This is a genomic window from Sutcliffiella horikoshii (assembly GCF_044809035.1).
GTDB lineage: Bacteria > Bacillota > Bacilli > Bacillales > Bacillaceae_I > Sutcliffiella_A > Sutcliffiella_A horikoshii_G.
In genome coordinates, this window is record NZ_CP085237.1 from 4,042,471 (window position 1) to 4,061,225 (window position 18,755).

The window sequence follows — 18,755 nt, forward strand, 5'->3', positions numbered from 1 at the left end:
CCTTTTGTCTTTATTTAATAGTAGGAAAGCATGTGGTTTTGGAGTTCTTTGATGAGCCTTATACTCAGCATGAGTTCCTCTTTTTCACGAGTGGTGAGAGTTGTCAGCATTAAGGTTGATGTAAGCTCTTCTCCGTTTTGATGCTGTTGATGCCGGTTTCGAACGTAATAGTTGAGTATAGTACTGACAGATGCTTTGAGATCCTTTGAGAAATTTTCCGAGAGGATCTTTTTTTCGTGAAGTTGCTCGATCTTTTCGATCGGGGTCCCATAGGTGATTCCATGCATAAGTGCAAGTATTTGCAAGCTATGGTGATAGGGAAACAGGACTTCTTTTTTCAGGTCTAGTTGTTTTTTGTTGCGGCGGAAGATGGATCTGAGTGGTTGCTCAAGGGTTGGAATCGGGTTTTCCCGTTCCAGTTGGGACAATCGATAGAGAAATATTTTGGCTCGGTCAAGTGAGTCCAATATCGCTTGTTGAAATTGTCGGTGCAGCGTATCGTCTCCCGCTATAAGGCGATGGGAGAAAAAGTTCTGGGCCAAGAGCAGGCGGTCATTTGTAGCGTTTAGGGTCCATTCGTGGATGCGGGACTCCCATTCCCCAAGCGTGCCGCGCCAGATTGGGTTAGATGCCATCATATCGCCTTTGCATCGTTTATAGCCTGCAAGTTCAAGGTTTGCGACGATTTTTTCTGCCAAATCTGCGAAGTATCGGGTGGCGATATGGTCGCTATGATCGTCTTGGTCTTCGTGTGTAGCGCCCTCGTAGACAAGGAAATGGTCCTGGTCGGTGAGAAGGAACTGTTCTTTTCTGGCTCCGCTGCCCATGAGGTAGAAACAGAATGCTGCCGGCGGTTCGGTTGGCATTTCTTTTATGGAAAGCTCGATACAACGATGAATCAGCTGGTCGTATAAGGTGTTCATGACTTCTAAGGTGTGAAGGATCGGGACTTGTTGTTGAAGGATGGTGGTGAGTGTGGCGTAAAGTTCTTTTTTGATGTGCGGCAGCTGGTCTTTGGTAATGTTTTTTAGTGTTTCTGCGTTTTGAAGGATGCCTGTTTGTTGCTTAACTTGGAGCAGGTCTGTCATGTTGACGATGCCTGCCAGCTGGTTATTTTCCGTTGTGACGGGTAGGTGTTTGATACCTTTTAAAAGCATGGTGGTAAGAGCTTCATAATAGTAGGCGGTTCTCAGGATGGTGATCGGGTTTTCGGTCATGATGGTGTGGACTTGGTCTTTGGTGCTTTTGCCGCTGGCGATGACGCGATGGACGAGATCGGTAATGGTGACAATGCCTTTGATTTGAGTGTTGTTTAGTATGATGGCGACTGCGTTTGAGTTGGTTTGGGACAGTTTTTCTGCGACGGATTGGATGGTATCGCTTGTTTCTGCTTGTATGGTTGGTTGCATGATGTCTTGGACCTTGAGAATGGTCGGATCGCTGGTTGAACTGGTCGTGGTGTTCCTATTTATCTGTTCGGCAAGGGAATGGTAGACGTCGTGCAGTCGTGAGCTGACCTGGTCAAGGATGTAGTCGCGGACGGCTGGCTCTGTCCATCTATTTTTTAGCACGCTATAAGGGATAAAAAGTGCTTCTAGGTCGTCGATCGCTCGGACTTGGACTAAGGATGAGTGAGGTTGCCTATGATTTTGGCTAAGCTGGTCTGGATACAGAGGTGTTTTGGAGTCGAATTGTTGGGTTTGTGGGAAATGGGTGGTGAGAAAATGATGGATGTTGGACAGGCCGATAAGTTCGTTCGGTTTGATGATTTCGAGGACCTCTTCACGGGATTTTTGTGATGGGATATAGACTTCAGCGATACCAGAGAGCACAAGAAAGACGCCTTCACGGTTGTCTTTGGCATGAAGGATGATATCGTCCTGGTTGTAATGGTAGGTTTGGCACTGGTTTAGAAGGTCGGTGGCTTGTGTTTGAGTGAGATTTTTTGTTAGGATGTGCTTCAAGTTGGCGGCTCCTTTTTTGCAGGAAAGAGGAGCAACGTGATTGAACATTGCTCCTCCCTGCTATTTGGTTTATTTGTCGATCCAGACGTTTCCATCTTTGTACGACATTTGTTCTGGATAACGAAGGTCGACTACTTCGTCTTGAAGTTTTTGTGATGGCGCTTTGGTTCTAAGCGATACGACGATGATGGTGATGATGGCTGATGCTGCGCCAAAGACACCTGCTCCTGTATCGATGATGCCAAGGATGGTGAAGCCGCCGTATTTTGCCGCGAAAATATAGGATAGCGTGACCCCTAGTCCGACAAGCATTCCGGCGATGACGCCTTGTGCGTTTGCACGTTTCCACCATACCCCAAGAAGGAGTGCCGGGAAGAAGGTTCCGGATGCGAGTGCGAATGCCCAGGCAACGATCTGCGTGATGGCCCCTGGTGGGTTAAGCGCTACAAGACCCGCTAGGACGGTTGCGGTAACGATGGTGACACGGCCGACCATGAGGCGGTTTTTATCGGTTGCATTCGGTCTCATGACACGATAGTAAATGTCATGTGCGAAGGAGGACGAGATGGCAATCATCAGTCCACCCGCTGTGGAAAGCGCGGCTGCCATAGCGCCTGCCGCTACAAGTCCGATGACAAAGGCTCCAAGGTTTGCGATTTCTGGTGTAGCCATAACGACGATATCGTTTGCGATGATAAGTTCGCTCCATTGGAGGGTACCGTCGCCGTTGGTATCAGCGACTTGCAGTTTCCCTGTATTGACCCAGGATTGTGTCCATGCTGGAAGCTGGTCAATCGGGCTTCCTGCTACTTGCTTCATGAGGATGAAGCGGGAAAATGCTGCGTATGCTGGTGCGGACAGGTATAGTAGACCGATGAAAAGTAGGGCCCATGCGCCTGACCAGCGCGCTGCTTTCATGGTGGAAACGGTGTAGAAACGTACGATAACGTGCGGCAGACCTGCTGTTCCGGCCATGAGTGTAAACATGAGCGCTAGGAACTGCCACTTGGTGCCGTTGGTGAACGGTGCAAAATATTCGGAAACGCCGAGTTCCCGGTCTAATGCGCCAAGTTCGTTGACGATGTTTCCATAGGTTAGCCATGGCAATGGGTTGTTGGTAAGCTGTAGGGACATGAAGATAACAGGAACCAGGTACGCGATGATCAGGATGATGTATTGTGCTACCTGTGTCCAGGTGATCCCTTTCATTCCTCCGAATGCGGCGTAGAAAGCGATTAGGACTACCCCGATCATGGTTCCGATTCTTGCGTCCACTTCTAGTAAGCGGCCGATAACTACTCCGGAGCCGGAAAGCTGGCCGATGGAGTATGTGAAACTGATGATGATCGTACAGATCGCCGCGATAACGCGTGCGGTGTGGCTGTCAAACCGGTCGCCGATGAATTCTGGGACCGTGTAGCGGCCGTATTTTCTGAGTTGTGGTGCAAGTAAGAAGGTCAGGAGCAGGTATCCGCCTGTCCAACCCATTATGTATGCAAGTCCGTCGTATCCAAGTAGCATGATCGTTCCGGCCATTCCTATGAATGACGCTGCACTCATCCAGTCTGCGCCGATGGCCATTCCGTTGAAAATTGGTGGTACGCCGCGGCCTGCTACGTAAAAGTCGGAGGTTTGGCGTGCTTTGTTGTAGATGGCGATGCCGATATAGAGTCCGAATGTGATCAGGATTAGGGTGAGTGAGACGATAAACTGATTATCCAATCGTTGGGCCCCCTTTGGGTTAGTATGGTTTCTTTTTATTTATAAGTGCTTGCGTGTGTTTTGTGAGATTCATGGTGTGTGAGATTCTTGGATGTGAGACTTTCGGGTATAGAATGTTTTTTAGTGTGTGGTTCTTAGGTGTGGGTGTTTGGTTTGTTTTGGTTAAGTTAGTTTAAGTTTAGTTTAGTGATCTAGTGTTTTGCCTGCGCTTAGGACTTCGTTGGCTTTTTCGTCGATGCCGTATTTTGCGTCAATTTTGTCGCTGACTTTGGCGTTGACGAATAATAGGATGATAAAGGTGATGATAGAGCCTTGTGCGCCCATGTAGTAATGGAATGGGAAGCCTCCGAAAATGGTAAATTGCAAGGATTCGGCGAACAGGACGATGCCGAATGAAACGCCAAGCCAAATGGCCAAATAAATCAAGATAAACTTGTTCTTCTCGCGAAAATAAGCATCAGCAACGGACTTTTCGATTTTTCTCAAGGGTTAGCCTCCTTTTGATTGTGCGAGTGGGGTTCGACGTTGATGGCAGAATTCCTGCCGGGGTCTGACCCCTTTTGGGTTAAAATTTTTTTCCACGTGCATTATTTGTTATTTTAGGCTGAAGATGAATTTGATGGTGTCGAGGAAGGGCGCAGGTACTAGGGCGATTTCCACGACGGCGTAGGTGATAAGGGCTGCTATTGGGACGGATAGTAGGACTGTTTTTTGTTTTTTTATTGCTAGAAAGATGCTGGTGACGGTGATGATTAGGAATAGGTAGAATAATAGCATGTTGTGGTTGTCTCCTTTTTTGTAAGCGCTTTAGTTTTTTGTGTCGAATATCCCTCCCCTTTTCGTTTTGTTTATTCTGTATTAAGACAGAATTTTATAATAATTCTAATAATTAGATTATGGTATAAGGGCTGTTTCAAGTCAACTGTTTATTTTTAAAGAGAGTTCTACATTTTTCGAGAAGTTTTTTGGATTGTGTATTAGTACAAAGGTGGTGCGGAGGTGATTGAACTTGATTATCGGTCAGAAAAAGTGTCTCGTTCACACCATTTTCATATGTGTATAACAGTATTTTTTTTAGGAATAGTATGTAGTGAATAAAGTTCGGGTATAGACAGTATAAATCTGTTAAGAAAGGAGCTATATATGGATAAATTTTATAAGTTACCCTTTGAAGAAGTGATGAAGAGTATTGAGGTTACAAAGGACGGCCTTTCTGATACGGAAGTGAAAAAAAGACAGGAACAGTATGGTTTTAATGAACTTGGAGAAGAACAGCGAAAAAGCACCTTTAGGGTCTTTATGGAACAGTTCAAGGATTTTCTTGTCATTATTCTTATCGTGGCAGCGTTACTATCTGCCTTTGTCGGGAAATTTGAAAGCACCATCGTCATCGTGGTCGTGGTGATCATCAATGCCACTCTTGGAACCGTTCAGCATGTAAAAGCGGAGCAATCGCTAAAGAGCTTGAAAAACCTCTCCTCGCCCACTGCCAAAGTTTTAAGGAATGGAGATAAAATTGAAATCCCATCCAAAGAAGTCGTGGTTGGAGATATACTCTACCTCGATGCAGGGGATTACATAAGTGCGGATGGGAGAATCATTGAAACCCATAGCCTTCAGGTAAATGAAAGCTCCTTGACCGGTGAATCCATTAGTGTCCTTAAGACGCTTGATCCGATTAATGAGGACGATGTTTCTATTGGCGATAAGACGAATATGGTTTTCTCCGGAAGCTTTGTTACATATGGAAGAGCTGTCATTGTGGTGACAGAAATCGGCCAGAAAACGGAAATCGGTAAAATCGCCAACTTGATGGAAAGTGCCAAAGAGAAGAAAACGCCACTTCAGATGAATCTTGATAATTTCGGAAAGAAGCTTGCCATTGCGATTATCATTATTGCTGTTCTGATTTTTGCAATTGATATCCTTCGGGGACGGACATTGATTGACTCCTTCATGTTTGCCGTTGCCCTGGCAGTCGCGGCCATACCGGAAGCATTAAGCTCCATCGTGACCATCGTGCTTGCGTTTGGCACACAAAAGATGGCAAAGGAAAATGCCATTATTCGAAAGCTTCACGCGGTAGAAAGCCTCGGAAGCATCTCGGTCATTTGTTCAGATAAGACTGGTACCCTGACACAAAATAAAATGACCGTGCAGAAAGTGTTTCTTGATTCAGAAACTCATGAGCACGACAAATTGAGTTTGGATCAGGAGCTCCATGAAAAATTCCTTCTTATGCAGCTTTTGTGTAACGATGCAGAGACCACTAAGGATAAGGAGATTGGGGATCCTACCGAGATTGCCTTGGTGGATTTTGGGGAAAAAATTTATGAAATGGACGAAATAGAAACAAGGAAATCCTACCCTAGACTAAAGGAAGTCCCATTTGATTCTGACAGAAAGCTGATGAGTACTGTCCATACCCTAGATTCCAAACAGGTCCTGATTACTAAAGGTGCCGTTGATGTTTTAATGGATAGGGTAGTGAAAATAGAAACGTCAGATGGCATATCCAATTTTTCAGAAGAGGACAGGAAGAAAATCGACGAAGTGAATCATTCCTTTTCGGAAAGCGGACTGCGTGTTCTGGCCTTTGCTTATAAAGAGGTGGAGAATTATGAGAATATCTCGACAAAGGATGAACATGACTTAGTATTTGTCGGATTGACTGCCATGATGGATCCTCCCCGTGCGGAGTCGAAGGAAGCGGTCGAACGATGCATTTCAGCAGGCATCAAACCGGTGATGATCACAGGCGACCATAAAATAACCGCTTCCGCGATAGCAAAGGAAATCGGGATTTTCAGAGATGGCGATAAAGCGGTGGAAGGATTTGAGCTGGAAAAGATAAATGACGAGGACTTAAAAGGCATGGTGGAGGACATTTCGGTCTATGCACGAGTATCTCCAGAGCATAAAATACGAATTGTCCGAGCCTGGCAGGAAAAAGGGAATATCGTTGCCATGACCGGCGACGGCGTCAACGATGGTCCTGCATTGAAACAGGCGAACATTGGAATCGCCATGGGAATCACAGGAACGGAAGTGGCCAAGGATGCCTCGTCCATGGTTTTGACAGATGATAACTTTTCCACCATCGTCAAGGCGATTGCCAATGGAAGAAGCATCTATGCCAACATCAAAAATTCCATCCGGTTCCTGCTTGCCGGTAACACCGCAGGAATTTTATCTGTTCTGTATGCTGCTATAGGCGGATTACCTGTTCCATTTGCGCCAGTGCATCTGCTGTTCATCAATTTATTGACAGATAGCCTGCCGGCGATTGCCATTGGACTTGAACCTCATAATAAAAAAGTGATGGATGAAAAACCGAGGGATGTGGAAACCCCGCTTCTCAATAAAGTGTTTGCAACCCGGCTCCTAAGTGAAGGATTCCTGATTGCGGTCGCTACCCTGATCGCGTTTCATATCGGACTAACCATGGACGATCCTTTGACAGCCAGTACCATGGCTTTTTCCACCCTATGTCTTGCCCGACTGTTTCATGGCTTCAACGCACGTTCCAGACAGTCGATATTCAAAGTCGGTTTGTTTTCGAACCTTTACTTGATAGGGGCAGTCGTTTTAGGCATCGCGCTCCTGCAGCTTGTTCTGCTGGTTGATCCTTTAAAGGGGATTTTTGAAGTTGCCACACTCACTTCTGCCCAGTTCGGCTATGTCTATGCCCTGGCACTTATGCCGCTTGTGCTCATTCAACTGTATAAGTTGATTTTTGTGAAAGATTGAAAAAGGAATCTGCAATGACCTGTATTCCAAAGGGAATACAGGTTTTTTTGGGGGATGGAGGTTTTATAGTGTTTCTTTTATAGTGTTTCTTTTATAGTGTTTCGTCTTCGTACTCTACGCCGTGCTCTTCCATGAGGTCGTCTAGTTTGGTTTGGAATTCGCGAATCTTGGCGCGGCCATGGTCAAGGTGTTCGTTTGCTTCAAAAACTTTATCGTAGTCTTGTTGTTCGAGGGCGACCCGGATCTTTTTGAACCCTTGAAGCTGGGCGTTGCTGCCTTCGATGTAGATTTCATGAATTTCTCTGACGACTTCGGTTTTGGGGCGGATGCTTTCTAGCTTGGTGATGAATTCTTCGTAGGCTGGAATGGTGACGGTGTCGATGATCTCGTACATGGTCCAGTCGTCTGTATAGTTTTGACCGGAGACGCTGCTATAGGAGTCAATGGCCTCCAATTCCAGTTCGGCTACTTTTGGCAGTTCGGTATTTATATAGGTAATGAGGTCGTCTTTTTCCGTGTCGGTGGTGGAACAGGCTGATAGCAGCATAACAAGTAACAGGGCAAATAGGCAGAGTTGTCTTTTCAAGGTGGATTGCCTCCTTGTGGGATGGATTCTACCTCTTACCCTATTTCAGGATGGATTTGTCTTATTACAGGTGGTGGGGAAAATGTGGTGGTTTGCTGAGGATTTTGCTACCGGATGAGGTACGGAGAACATTTTGCCATTTCGTTATCGGTTAGTGAAATGGCAAAGTTCTCTCCTGCATCCTAGGATTGGTCCCTTCCCTTCACTCACATCGTTTCAATAGCCAGTTTGATCGCTGCAGTCAGGTCAGTCTGGGACCAGCTTGGTGTGTTGTTGAGCTGGGTCGCGAGCTGGTGTGAGGCTGGAATGTGGATGAAGCCTGCCGGGATTTGGGCGGTGTTCGTTTCATCTGCATCAGTAGGGTTTGGGTTTGCACCTCCAGCTGCTCCCTGTTGCGCTAGCTTGTGCAGGGCCGCGTACATGACGTTATTACAAAGGTAAGTCCCTGCTGTATTGGATATTTTTGCAGGAAAGTTATTTTCATTTAAATGGTTTACCATCTCGCGGATCGGCAAGGTGGAAAAGTAGCCGTCTGGGCCATTTGGATTGATTGGTGCATCCTGAAGCACGACTCCATTATTATCCGGTGCACCACCAGCATCCTTACAATTGATTGCAATTCGCTCTGGTGTTATGTGCGCCCGACCTGCAGCAAGCCCAAGTGCAACCACGGCATCTGGTTGTAGCTCTTCCATATACTCCAATAACAACTTTTCCGATTTGGTAAAATCAACAGGCAGCACCCGGCTTATAACTTGGTATTGCCCAATTATCTGTTGATCCAATTCCCTGACAATCTCCTCTGTTGGGTTGATTTTAAAATTCAAAAAAGGTTCAAAGCCTGTTAAAAGTAGGGTTTTGGTCATGATGGCAGACCTCCTTATATTTTGGAAGTGGAAGGACGGTTTTGGCGCCTCGATCGATGTTTGAAGGAGCCAGTGAACCGTCCCACCTGCTTATTCAAAGTAATACTGCTCCGTAAAGTAATGCTCCCACAATGACGTATGCAGGGTGCACTTTCCATTTTTCAAGAAGTAGATAGCTTGCGATAACTAGGAACACTGTTTGGATGGTGCCGCTCGCTTCGTAGGATTCGGTGAAGAATCGAAAGGCCATGACACCAAGCAGGAGTGCGATGGTTGGTCGCACGTAGTTGGACATTCGTTTTACTTTGGGTGAGTCTCGAAATTTGTACAGGAGGCTCATGAGCGCGATCATCAGGATGAGTGATGGTGCGACGGTGGCGAAAACACCGACTGCAGCGCCTAGGATGCCTGCTTGTTCGTAGCCTATGTAGCCGGCCATTTTGGTTGCGATCGGTCCGGGCAGGGCGTTTCCGAGTGCGAGTACCTCACTGAATTCGGAGACGGAGAGCCAGCCGTAGCGGTGGACGACTTCGTTTTCCACTAGCGGAATGGATGCGGGGCCTCCGCCGTACCCCAGGATGCCCGGTATGAAAAAGGCGAGGAAAATCTCCCAATAGATCATCATGGTTGGGTCCCTCCTTTTTCAGGTGTTGGTTTGTCTTTTTTCAGGACTGCCGCTGCCAATAATAGTGCGATGACGATTCCTGGATGGATGTCGAGAATCTCGATAAATAGGAAACTAGCAAGGATTAGGAAAATGGCGATGGGCCACCCTAGTCCTTTTTGTGATTTTGATAGAAAGTCCCAGGTCAAGACGGCAAGCAGGACACCGACAACAGGCAGGACTGCTTTGGTCATGCCTTGCACCCACGCTTGGTCTTTGAAGCTTGAGAGCGTGGTGAGCAGGACGATCATGAGTATGATGGTCGGGATGGTGGATGCCAGGACGGCGTTCATCATGCCTGTGTAGCCGCCAACTCTGTATCCGATGTAACCGGCCATCTTGGTGTTGATGGGTCCAGGCAATGTGTTGGCGAGTGCCAGGATGTCAGAGAAGTCGTCGTCTGAGAGCCATTTGTACTTGCCTACTACTTCTTTATGTACAAGTGGGATGCTGGACGGACCTCCGCCGTAACCGAGCATCCCAACCCGGAAGAATGCGATAAATAAGTCCCACTGCTTCATGGTGTGGTGGTTTCCTCCTTTATGGGGAGGGGCTGCCTGACTCTACTAGGGTTTCTTTAGTGCTTTAGTGGAGTGAGGGTCAGACCCCTCTTTAGTTGTTTAGTGCTTTAACGGAGAGCGGGTCAGACCCCTCTTTAGTCGTTTATCTCTTTACTTCGTTACCACGCTGCGATGGAGCCGTCGGTTCTTGGTTCGGTGCCGCCTGTGAGGGTGCCGGTTTGTGGGTCGCGCCAGATGATTTGGCCGCGGCCGAAGCTGCCTCCGTCGAGTGTGATTTGGATGTTGTGGCCTTTGCGTTGGAGTGCTTGGGCCAGGTGTTGCGGGAAGTGGTGCTCGACGTGTACGGTTTTGCCTTCCATCCACTGCCATCTCGGTGCGTCCAGGGCAGCCTGCGGGTTCAGGTGGAAGTCGACGGTGTTCATGACGACTTGCATGTGTCCTTGTGGCTGCATGTAGCCTCCCATAACGCCGAATGGTCCGACAGCTTCGTTGTCTTTTGTCAGGAAGCCCGGAATGATGGTGTGGTATGTCTTCTTCCCTGGTGCCAGCGCGTTTTCATGTTCTGGATCCAGCGAGAAGTCATGTCCCCTGTTTTGCAGGCCGATTCCGGTTCCTGGTACGACGACTCCTGATCCGAAGCCCATGTAGTTGCTCTGGATAAAGGATACCATATTCCCTTCTCCATCGGCAGTGGCCAAATAGACAGTCCCTCCTTTTGGCGGTGTTCCTGGCTCTGGCGTGAGGGCCGTGTCGGTAATGAGGCCCCTTCTTTCTTTTGCAAAGGAATCGGATAGCAATTCTTCTGCAGTGTGGGTCATGGTCGTTGTATCTGAAACGTATTTCTTGGCGTCAGCGAATGCGAGCTTCATTGCTTCGATTTGTTTGTGATAGGTTTCGAGACTGTCGCGTTCGGTGAAGGTGTCCTCTTTTAGCATATTGAGTGCCATAAGGGCGACGATTCCCTGGCCATTCGGCGGGATCTCCCATACGTCGTAGCCTCTGTAGTTGACCTTGATCGGCTGCACCCATTCCGGTTGGTAGGCTGCTAGGTCTTCGTATGTAAGGAAGCCGTTGTGCTGCTTCGAGAAGTCTGCAATCTTGTGGGCTAGTTCGCCACGGTAGAAGGCTTCTCCGTTTGTTTCACCAATTTGTCTAAGGGTGTCGGCGTGACCTTTGGAGGACCAAATTTCCCCGATCTCAGGCGCGCGACCGTCTGGTGCGAAAGTTTCGAACCAGTGCGTGAACTCTTCGGTTGTGCAGAATTTTTTATAGGCATTGTAGGCGCCCTTCCAGTACTTGCCGAGTGTTGGCGAGATGGGGTAGCCTTTTTCTGCGTAGTCGATGGCAGGCTGCAGCACTTCTGAGAGTGGTAGTTTGCCAAATTTCTTGGATAGCTCGGCCCAGGCGGATGGTGCGCCGGGAACGGTGACTGGGATGAGTCCCATTTTAGGCATCGTGTCGTGGCCATGTTCTTTTACCGCTTCGATGGAGATGGATTGTGGCGCTGGTCCGCTTGCGTTCAGGCCGTGGAGCTCCCCTTTTGTCCAGACAAGTGCGAACGCGTCGCCGCCGATACCGTTGGAGGTTGGTTCCACGACGGTCAGGCAGGCTGCGGTTGCGATAGCTGCGTCAATGGCGTTGCCTCCTTTTTTCAAGATGTCGAGTCCGGCTTGTGCGGCTAGTGGCTGGGATGTGGCAACCATGCCGTTTTGCGCGAAAACGGTGTTGCGCTGGGATGGATATGGGTTGTTAAGATAGTCCAGTTTAAGTGTCATGTTTGGATCCCCCTATTATTTCGTTATTCGAATTAATTTCTATTATACGTAATATTCTTTATTTTTTCAAAATAAGAAATTTTGCTTTGTTGTTGGGGGTGAAATGGATTCGGGTGTTGGGGGTGTTGACGTATTCTTGGTAGGAGCCTTCGTGGTGGGTGGTGGAAAAGTATTTCAGGATGTCGGTGGTGGTGACGAGCGGGTCGTGTTGGTTGTTGTAAAGATATTGCTTGTAGCTGCTGAACGGGTAGTCTTCGGGGTTGTGCACCATCTGGGCGGCGACCGGGTTCTGGTGGATGTATTTGCTAACGTCGATCTGGTAGTCGATGTCGTGGATGATGCTGGATTTGAATCTTCCTTCAAGGAGGTGGCCGGTGAGGTTGTATTTGCGGTTGATGTATTGGGCATATTTGGTGTTGATTTTTTGCATGATCAGGCTGATGTTGGTGGTTTCGGTTTCGATGAGCAGGTGGGTGTGGTTCGTCATGAGGCAGTAGGCGTGCAGTTTGAACGGGTATTTGTGTTTGACTTCGAGGAGGATGCGCTTGTAGGTGTGGTAGTCTTTCGGTTCGAAAAAGATGATGCTGCGGCGATTTCCTCTTGTGGTGATGTGGTACATGGCTCCGGGGAACCAGATTCTTGGGTTTCTGGGCATGGTGGTGGTACTCCTTTCGGGGGTGGGATTTGGGTTTGGGTTTGGGTTTGTTTTGTTGTGTTGGCGGATTTTTCAAGTGGAAAGTAAGGGGACTTGGTGTCGGAGATTGGCATGAGATGGGCCAACTTACTATAGTATTCGACATGAAGGGCAAAACACCTTTAGGGGTCTGACCCCTAAAGGTGTTTTTTTTATTTCTTTTCTATTGTATGCTCATCGACTGTTCGGCCGTCTCTGGTTTTGGTGGTGATGGTGATGCCGTCTTTTTTGACGGAGACGTTGGAGTAGACTTGTGTTTTTTCTTCAAAGATGACGGACATGTAGTCTTGCGGGACGGCTGCGTAGAATTTGCCGCCTGCTGATCCTGCGATGACGTAGGTAGTGCCGTCTTCTGTGATTTGGCCGTTTTTCATTGGATGTGTCCTTACGTATGCATGGTCATGTCCGGATATTGCAAGGTCTACGCCGATTTCATCGAATGCTTTTGGAAAGACTTCCTGTACGTTTCCGCTTCCGCCCTGTGGATTGGAGAAGTATGGCGAGCGGTGGTACATGACGATTTTCCACTTTTTATCGGTGTTGGCCATGTCTTCTTTTAACCATTCTGTTTGTTTGATCAGCCCTTCTTTATCTGTTTCTGTATTCAGTACCGCAATATGTGCGTCCCCGTAATCGAGGGAGTAGACGGTGCCTTTGAATTCTTCTGGTCCGTTTTGCGGCATGCGGAAGAATTGCTTGAATGTATCTACGCCGTTTCCGATGTTCTCATGGTTCCCCACTGCTGTCACGATTGGCGTGGATGCTGATAGGGACGGGTCTTCCATGGATTTGAAGAATTCGGACCAATGATTGTAAAGGTTTCCGTCATCAATCAAGTCCCCTACCTGCATCATGAAGCCTGCATTCGGGAAGTCAGCTTTGGCTTTTTTATAGATGTCTGTAAATGGTCCGAAGCCTGTTTCTGATTGGTTCGGTGCTGCCTGGATATCGCCCATCAGGATAAAGTTGAATTCGTCAGAACCTTTTCCTGGTGCAGGTAGCGACATGGTTGCTGTTTCGCTCCAGCCTTCAGGGGTCCCGTCTCCCACTCTGTATGCATAAATGGCGCCTGGCTTAAGGCCGTTCACGGTTACGGAGTGGACCTGCAATTCGCCTTCGTTCATAGGGTGCGGGTTGCTTTCGCCTTTTATTTTACGTGGCTTGCTTCCCTCCCAGCCTTTTTTCTCGTATTGGCTGTATTCGATAAATTCCAGAACGGAACTTGTCACAAGCGGTGTGGTCGTCCAGTTGACGGTGCGCTGATTTTTGTTGCCGTTAAAGGTTACATTTACTTTTTTCGGTGTAATGCCCCCTAGGTGTTTCAGCACTTCCACTTCTGTTACGAAGCTGTAGCGCTTGTCTTTTTCCGCCTGAATCTGAATTTTGCCGACATTCCGGGTTAACTCTTCTGTTTTCAGTTGCCCTTCTTGATTTGTTTTACCAAGGGAGGCGCTATTCTCTGCATCCGTCCATGCCTTCACTTCCGCACCTGCAACCGGGTTCCCTTCCCTGTCTTTCACGGTAAGGACAGCCGGGAAGCCTACAGATGCACGGTCTACCGAGATGTTGTAGTCTGCTTGTAACGGCAGGGATAGGGTCGGAATGAACAGTGGTACGGCTTCCGATGTTTCTTTTATAAGAACCGATCCTTCTTCCAGTTGCATGTCCAAGCTGCCTGATGCTTCTTTCGGGATATGGAAGGTAATCTGTCCGATGGTGGAGACCGCTGTATCAAGATCTTTCAGTTCAATCAAAATTTTACCGTTATCTGTGATTTCTCTTTTCACAATCTGCTCTTCTGTGATGGATGGGTCCAGCACAATTTCCTTGGCAGGCATTTTAGAAGTGAATTTTAGTGATACTCTGTCCATTTCTTCTAACTTCGCTGCGTTGATGGAGACAGCGTAATCACTGCCGATAAAGGTGTTCTCGCCGTAAGCAATAGTGATGCCCGGCTGGCCTGCATTTTGTTCAAACTGCCATGATTTCGATGATTCGTTTCCAAAATTATCTTGGACTGTCACTTTTATTTCGTGTGCACCGTCAAGCAGAGGCTTTTCCGGCGAGTAGCTCAGGGCGCCTGTTTCGTTGTTAAAAGTGGCCGGCACTTCTTTACCGTCCACGTGCATCCAAATGCGTTCAGGGTTAATGCCTGTCTGTTCGTCAGCAAGTGTGGCGCTGATTGTATAATCGGTCGATGCCATCGTGCTGCCTTCTGCCGGTGATGGGTCCGTGATGGTCGGGTTGATCAGGTCGTCGTTCGTTTCGCCGTAGACTGCACGGATATTGTCAACGTAGATGGTGCCTGCGTTTTTATTGTTATTGTTCGTTTCCATCAGGCGGACTGGCATGTCCATTTTCAGCGGCAGCACACGGCCAGGCGGTACGGGTGCCTCGACGTATTTCCAGCCTTCCCAGTCCATCGTTGTTGCAAAATCGAGCGCAATGGCTGAGTTGTTGCCATCTCTAAGCTGTGCGCGCAGCCAGTGCCCTTTGCCATCGCCATAGACCCACATCCCGATTGCTTCCGGATAGTCTTCGAGTTGAATTGGCGTTCTCGGATGCGCATATGCTCCCGACGTTCCGATGGTGCCGGTAAAGTCATAATTTAGTTGAAGCGCGTGGTTTCCAAAGCGTACCGGCTCCGGATAGGTTGTTTGGTTAATAGAAATAGAGTTATAGCGAGCGCCGCTGGATGTCCAGTGGTCGATGCCGTCCTCGAATGTTTCCAGGATGATTGGCAATTTGCCTACTTGAACGTCCATCGTGTCTGATACATTTTTATAGCTGACCGTGATTTTTCCTTGGCCTGATTGTTGCGATGCATGGAAAACTCCCTGTTCATCGACATGGCCGATGTCCCCTTCGATTTCCCATGATAGATTGGAAGGATCATGATGAACGTGACGGCCTCCAAATTGTGCAGTCACTTTCAGCTCAGCCTTTTCCCCTCTTTTTACAGTCATGGCCTGTTGGTTAAAAGTAAGGCTTGAAAGCTCGTCGACGATGGTTACATTTGCTTCGCCTAAAGCGCCGCTCTCTGATGTTCCAATGACTTTACCGGTTGTTGCGGCTGGGCCTGCTGTCAGTGTCCCTTCCGCGTTAACCGCGCCTACAGAAGGATCAGAGACCGTCCAGGCAACTGCTTCTTCCAGTTGTACAGGGTTGTAGTTTGCATCCATGCCTTTTGCATCGAAATGGTATGCAGATTCCGCAAGCATCAGGACGGAGCTCGGTTTGATCGCAAGCTGTCCGAGTGCGCCGGTTTCAGCTGTGGAGACAACTAGTAAACTATTGGCTACGCCGCGTTCCCTTCCGTCAGAAGGGACGTTCGCTACCGATAGTTCTTCTTCCCCCTGCTCACGCGCGACGAATGTGGACGAGCCGCCGCCGTCAAAATTTAGTGCTTCCACTGCTCCTAGCTCAAACATTAAATCTTGCAGCTCGAATACGGTGATTCCTTCCGAGTATCCTGGCTGTCTGCCATCCATGATGATAAAAAAGACAGAGCCGTCCGCTTTGATTCCCGCGGCTGTTCTTGGTGCCGTCGCTGTTGTGAATGCGTTGGAAACCAGGTTCGTTTTTTGGCCCTCTTTTACAAGAACATACTGGCCGCCGATCGCTTCTTTTACCGTCTGCCATTGTTCTGCGACTGCTGTGGTGATTTGTATTTCCTGGCCTGCCTGTAGGTCATTCAGGACAGCAGCCATAGTTCCGTGACCGGATAGGACAAGCTTGCCTTGGGGTATTTTCTCGTTTCCGACATTCTTGATTACTTTTTCCACTGTAGCCTTGGTTGTTCCGGGCTGGTGTACGTTTCCTTCCATAATGGAAAGCACAACTTCTGTTCCGTGTTCGTTCGTTCGTGTTTCTTTCGTTTCCGGTGAGTATAATGCCAGTTGGTTCGACTGGCGCACATCGTTTAGGTGGTGGATCTGATGATTTTCGTTACCGATTTGAAGGGTGAAGCTTGGGTTTGGGTAACCGATGAGCGCCTGCCCTTCTTGTGTTATCCCAAATGTTTCTCTGGTTGAGGATTTAAGAATTTGCCCGTTGTGAATGACATTTCCGATAGGGACACCGGTGGAAGTGTTAAAGAAATCACCGTTCACTGCACCTACCACACGTTGACCGTCTGTTGATGCTGCGTCTGCCTGCTCACGGACGCTTGTCATTGCTGCTACGCTTCCGTTCGGTAAGCCTGCCTGTATGGTGACTGCAGGGTCTGGGAGGTCTATATCCATGATGAATGCCTCCTGTCTGCCCCGGTCACTGACAAAGGTCATTGTTTCCTTAGCGACGCCGGCAGCAATCTGGAGCCTTTCCCGCTCGACCACTTGTCCGAGTGAAAACTCCTGCGACTGTTGTTCCGCTGCAAAGGTTTCGACTGCGGATTGATAGATGGTGCTTGTGCCAACTGGTACTAGGATCGTCTGAAGCGCTAACACCCAAATGAATAATGTTAATAATGGCTTTTTCATCTTCCTCATTGTTTTATTCCCCCTATGTATCTTGTGTTCTGACATGATTCTTGCAAACTAGCTAAAATCCGCCATCCAACTAAACACTACCTGTCATAAATTAAACAAATATGAAAGTTTCTTAAAGAAATTGTAAACCAAGGAAAAATAGGTAAATAGCATCACAAAATCTAGAGCCATGGAAAAAACGCTTGGAGGAGTGTGTGTACTCCAAGCGTTGAGAAAACCCTTTAGGGGTCTGACCCCTTTTCGTTCGCCAAATTCCGACAATCACTCGAAATCATGGTGCTTTCGACATCCGGGCGGAAATTCCTGCCGGGGTCTGACCCCTTTTTTCTTTTTTCCCCTTACTTAAAAATCTCCTTCCCCTTCTCTTTAAATATTTCCAATGCTTCTTCCGGTGTGAGCTCGCCGCTGATCAGTCCTTGGAAGGTTGGGGCGAGCACTTCCGATTGGAAGCGGTCGTCTTTTGCCGTTGCTTCAGCACTTGCGCCGTTTGGAGGCAAAATGTGAGAGGTCAGGACCTCTGCCGCCGTTTCGTTATATGGGGCAAGCGGTACTTCGAATTTGCCGATTGCATCTTTATGGACTTGTCCGTAAGCAAGTGCGGATGCTGCCGCTCCAGCTTCTGCACCTGTCAGATGCTCCAGTACTTTGACACTGTTGGCGACATGCTCTTCTTTTGCACCTTTTTGGGTAAACAGCATATACCCCTCAGATCCGCCGAGAGTTACCGGCTTTTCCCCTTCGTTATGAGGCGGCGGCAGCAATACAAAATTCACTTCTTCGCCTTCTATTTTTCCTGCTTTGATTTCTTCATTATGCGCTTCTACAACCGGATCAAAATATGGGATGCCGCGGCCGAAGAATAGTGCCTGATGGTTATAGAAAAGTTCCATTCTTTTTGCTGGGTCGATGGCTGCTGTTTCTTTTGGCATGATGCCTGTATCCACAAGGTCACGGATGAATTCCATCGTTTCCAGGATTTTGTCGTCATTCCAAGTGGTCCCTTCCTCTGTAAAGCGGTATGGCAGTCCGTTGTTCATCGCCAGGTGCACTAACAGCTCTTCGTTCACCCCTTGGAACACAAGGCCGTACGTATCGTCTCCAGCTGCATTTTCCCCGACACCTTTGGCTGCATGCTCACGGAACTCATCCCACGTCCAGCCTTCTGTTTGAATCTTTTCGTAGTCAATGCCCGCTGCTTCAAGCATCTGCTTGTTTCCGCCCCAAACGTGCAGGAACATATAAATCGGCAGACCATACAGGCCGCCCTCCACTTTCATGTACTCCAAGGCAATGTCGTTATAATCGTCTGTGGAAACATTTAATTTTCCATCAAGATTTACTGCTAACCCGGAATCCACGTATTTCCCCAGTGGCTTTCCAAAAAAGATATCCGGCGGGCTGCCTGAATTTAACGCAATATCAAACTTCTGCGGACCTTCCGCCCAGCTCAGCACCTCATATTCTACTTTGATATTTTCATTTTCCTTCTCAAATGATTCAATTAATTCCTGCAGTTCTGCCTCATATTCTGCATGAACAGGAAACGTCCATACTTTTACCACATCTTTGCCGCCGCCTGATGCCGATTGATCGCTTGAACAGCCAAGAATGACTGATGCCACAAGCAGCATGATCATTGCCAAACTTATACCCCTTCTCACTGCCAATTCCCCCTTGAATGTTAATAATCGATATTGAGTGTCATTTTTATATCAGTTTTTTG

At 48.0% G+C, this 18,755-nt stretch carries 13 protein-coding genes; 1 reads left to right on the forward strand and 12 read right to left on the reverse strand.

Annotation, left to right across the window (positions count from 1 at the left end; all coding sequences use genetic code 11):
- Window positions 1–14: 14 nt before the first annotated feature.
- The 4 genes from LG307_RS20695 to LG307_RS20710 form a co-directional block, all read right to left on the reverse strand.
- Complete coding sequence (locus tag LG307_RS20695; protein ID WP_404446049.1) at window positions 15–2,012, reverse strand: DUF294 nucleotidyltransferase-like domain-containing protein; 1,998 nt, start codon at window positions 2,010–2,012, stop codon at window positions 15–17.
- 21 nt (window positions 2,013–2,033) lie between these two features.
- On the reverse strand, window positions 2,034–3,686 hold the full coding sequence (locus LG307_RS20700) for a sodium:solute symporter family protein (RefSeq protein ID WP_404446052.1): 1,653 nt from the start codon (window positions 3,684–3,686) through the stop codon (window positions 2,034–2,036).
- Window positions 3,687–3,869: 183 nt separating this feature from the next.
- Window positions 3,870–4,172 carry a DUF4212 domain-containing protein gene (locus LG307_RS20705; protein ID WP_404446055.1) on the reverse strand — a complete coding sequence of 101 codons (303 nt, stop codon included), beginning with the start codon at window positions 4,170–4,172 and terminating at the stop codon, window positions 3,870–3,872.
- A gap of 108 nt (window positions 4,173–4,280) precedes the next feature.
- Window positions 4,281–4,463 (reverse strand): hypothetical protein, encoded by a 183-nt coding sequence (locus LG307_RS20710; RefSeq protein ID WP_404446058.1) that lies wholly within the window; start codon window positions 4,461–4,463, stop codon window positions 4,281–4,283.
- A 366-nt stretch (window positions 4,464–4,829) separates the two neighbouring features.
- Between LG307_RS20710 and LG307_RS20715 the strand changes: the two genes are divergently transcribed.
- Window positions 4,830–7,436: a calcium-translocating P-type ATPase, PMCA-type gene (locus tag LG307_RS20715; RefSeq protein WP_404446060.1), complete on the forward strand. Its 2,607-nt coding sequence runs from the start codon at window positions 4,830–4,832 to the stop codon at window positions 7,434–7,436.
- Between the two features lie 91 nt (window positions 7,437–7,527).
- Here LG307_RS20715 and LG307_RS20720 read toward each other — a convergent pair whose 3' ends face one another.
- The 8 genes from LG307_RS20720 to LG307_RS20755 form a co-directional block, all read right to left on the reverse strand.
- Entirely contained in the window at window positions 7,528–8,022 is a 495-nt protein-coding gene (locus tag LG307_RS20720) for a hypothetical protein (RefSeq protein WP_404446062.1), read from the reverse strand.
- 206 nt (window positions 8,023–8,228) lie between these two features.
- Window positions 8,229–8,888 carry a pyroglutamyl-peptidase I gene (locus LG307_RS20725; protein ID WP_404446065.1) on the reverse strand — a complete coding sequence of 220 codons (660 nt, stop codon included), beginning with the start codon at window positions 8,886–8,888 and terminating at the stop codon, window positions 8,229–8,231.
- A gap of 94 nt (window positions 8,889–8,982) precedes the next feature.
- The gene (locus LG307_RS20730; RefSeq protein ID WP_404450519.1) at window positions 8,983–9,510 is read right to left on the reverse strand and encodes a chromate transporter; all 528 of its coding nucleotides are present in this window, start codon (window positions 9,508–9,510) and stop codon (window positions 8,983–8,985) included.
- On the reverse strand, window positions 9,510–10,073 hold the full coding sequence (locus LG307_RS20735; protein ID WP_404446067.1) for a chromate transporter: 564 nt from the start codon (window positions 10,071–10,073) through the stop codon (window positions 9,510–9,512). The genes LG307_RS20730 and LG307_RS20735 overlap by 1 nt, the downstream gene beginning before the upstream one ends.
- 158 nt (window positions 10,074–10,231) lie before the next feature.
- Window positions 10,232–11,836: a gamma-glutamyltransferase family protein gene (locus tag LG307_RS20740; protein ID WP_404450520.1), complete on the reverse strand. Its 1,605-nt coding sequence runs from the start codon at window positions 11,834–11,836 to the stop codon at window positions 10,232–10,234.
- Window positions 11,837–11,906: 70 nt separating this feature from the next.
- Window positions 11,907–12,503 (reverse strand): transposase, encoded by a 597-nt coding sequence (locus tag LG307_RS20745; RefSeq protein ID WP_404446070.1) that lies wholly within the window; start codon window positions 12,501–12,503, stop codon window positions 11,907–11,909.
- 191 nt (window positions 12,504–12,694) lie between these two features.
- Window positions 12,695–17,032, reverse strand: a complete 4,338-nt coding sequence (locus LG307_RS20750) for a phosphodiester glycosidase family protein (RefSeq protein WP_404446072.1) — start codon at window positions 17,030–17,032, stop codon at window positions 12,695–12,697.
- A 338-nt stretch (window positions 17,033–17,370) separates the two neighbouring features.
- Complete coding sequence (locus tag LG307_RS20755) at window positions 17,371–18,693, reverse strand: ABC transporter substrate-binding protein (protein ID WP_404446074.1); 1,323 nt, start codon at window positions 18,691–18,693, stop codon at window positions 17,371–17,373.
- Window positions 18,694–18,755: the final 62 nt, after the last annotated feature.

Bases quoted from the DNA above. Each gene is read 5' to 3' on its own strand.
- LG307_RS20695 (WP_404446049.1), bottom strand. From the start codon at position 2,012: ATGTTCAATCACGTTGCTCCTCTTTCCTGCAAAAAAGGAGCCGCCAAC.
- LG307_RS20710 (WP_404446058.1), bottom strand. From the start codon at position 4,463: ATGCTATTATTCTACCTATTCCTAATCATCACCGTCACCAGCATCTTT.
- LG307_RS20715 (WP_404446060.1), top strand. From the start codon at position 4,830: ATGGATAAATTTTATAAGTTACCCTTTGAAGAAGTGATGAAGAGTATT.
- LG307_RS20725 (WP_404446065.1), bottom strand. From the start codon at position 8,888: ATGACCAAAACCCTACTTTTAACAGGCTTTGAACCTTTTTTGAATTTT.
- LG307_RS20730 (WP_404450519.1), bottom strand. From the start codon at position 9,510: ATGATCTATTGGGAGATTTTCCTCGCCTTTTTCATACCGGGCATCCTG.
- LG307_RS20735 (WP_404446067.1), bottom strand. From the start codon at position 10,073: ATGAAGCAGTGGGACTTATTTATCGCATTCTTCCGGGTTGGGATGCTC.
- LG307_RS20745 (WP_404446070.1), bottom strand. From the start codon at position 12,503: ATGCCCAGAAACCCAAGAATCTGGTTCCCCGGAGCCATGTACCACATC.
- LG307_RS20750 (WP_404446072.1), bottom strand. From the start codon at position 17,032: ATGAGGAAGATGAAAAAGCCATTATTAACATTATTCATTTGGGTGTTA.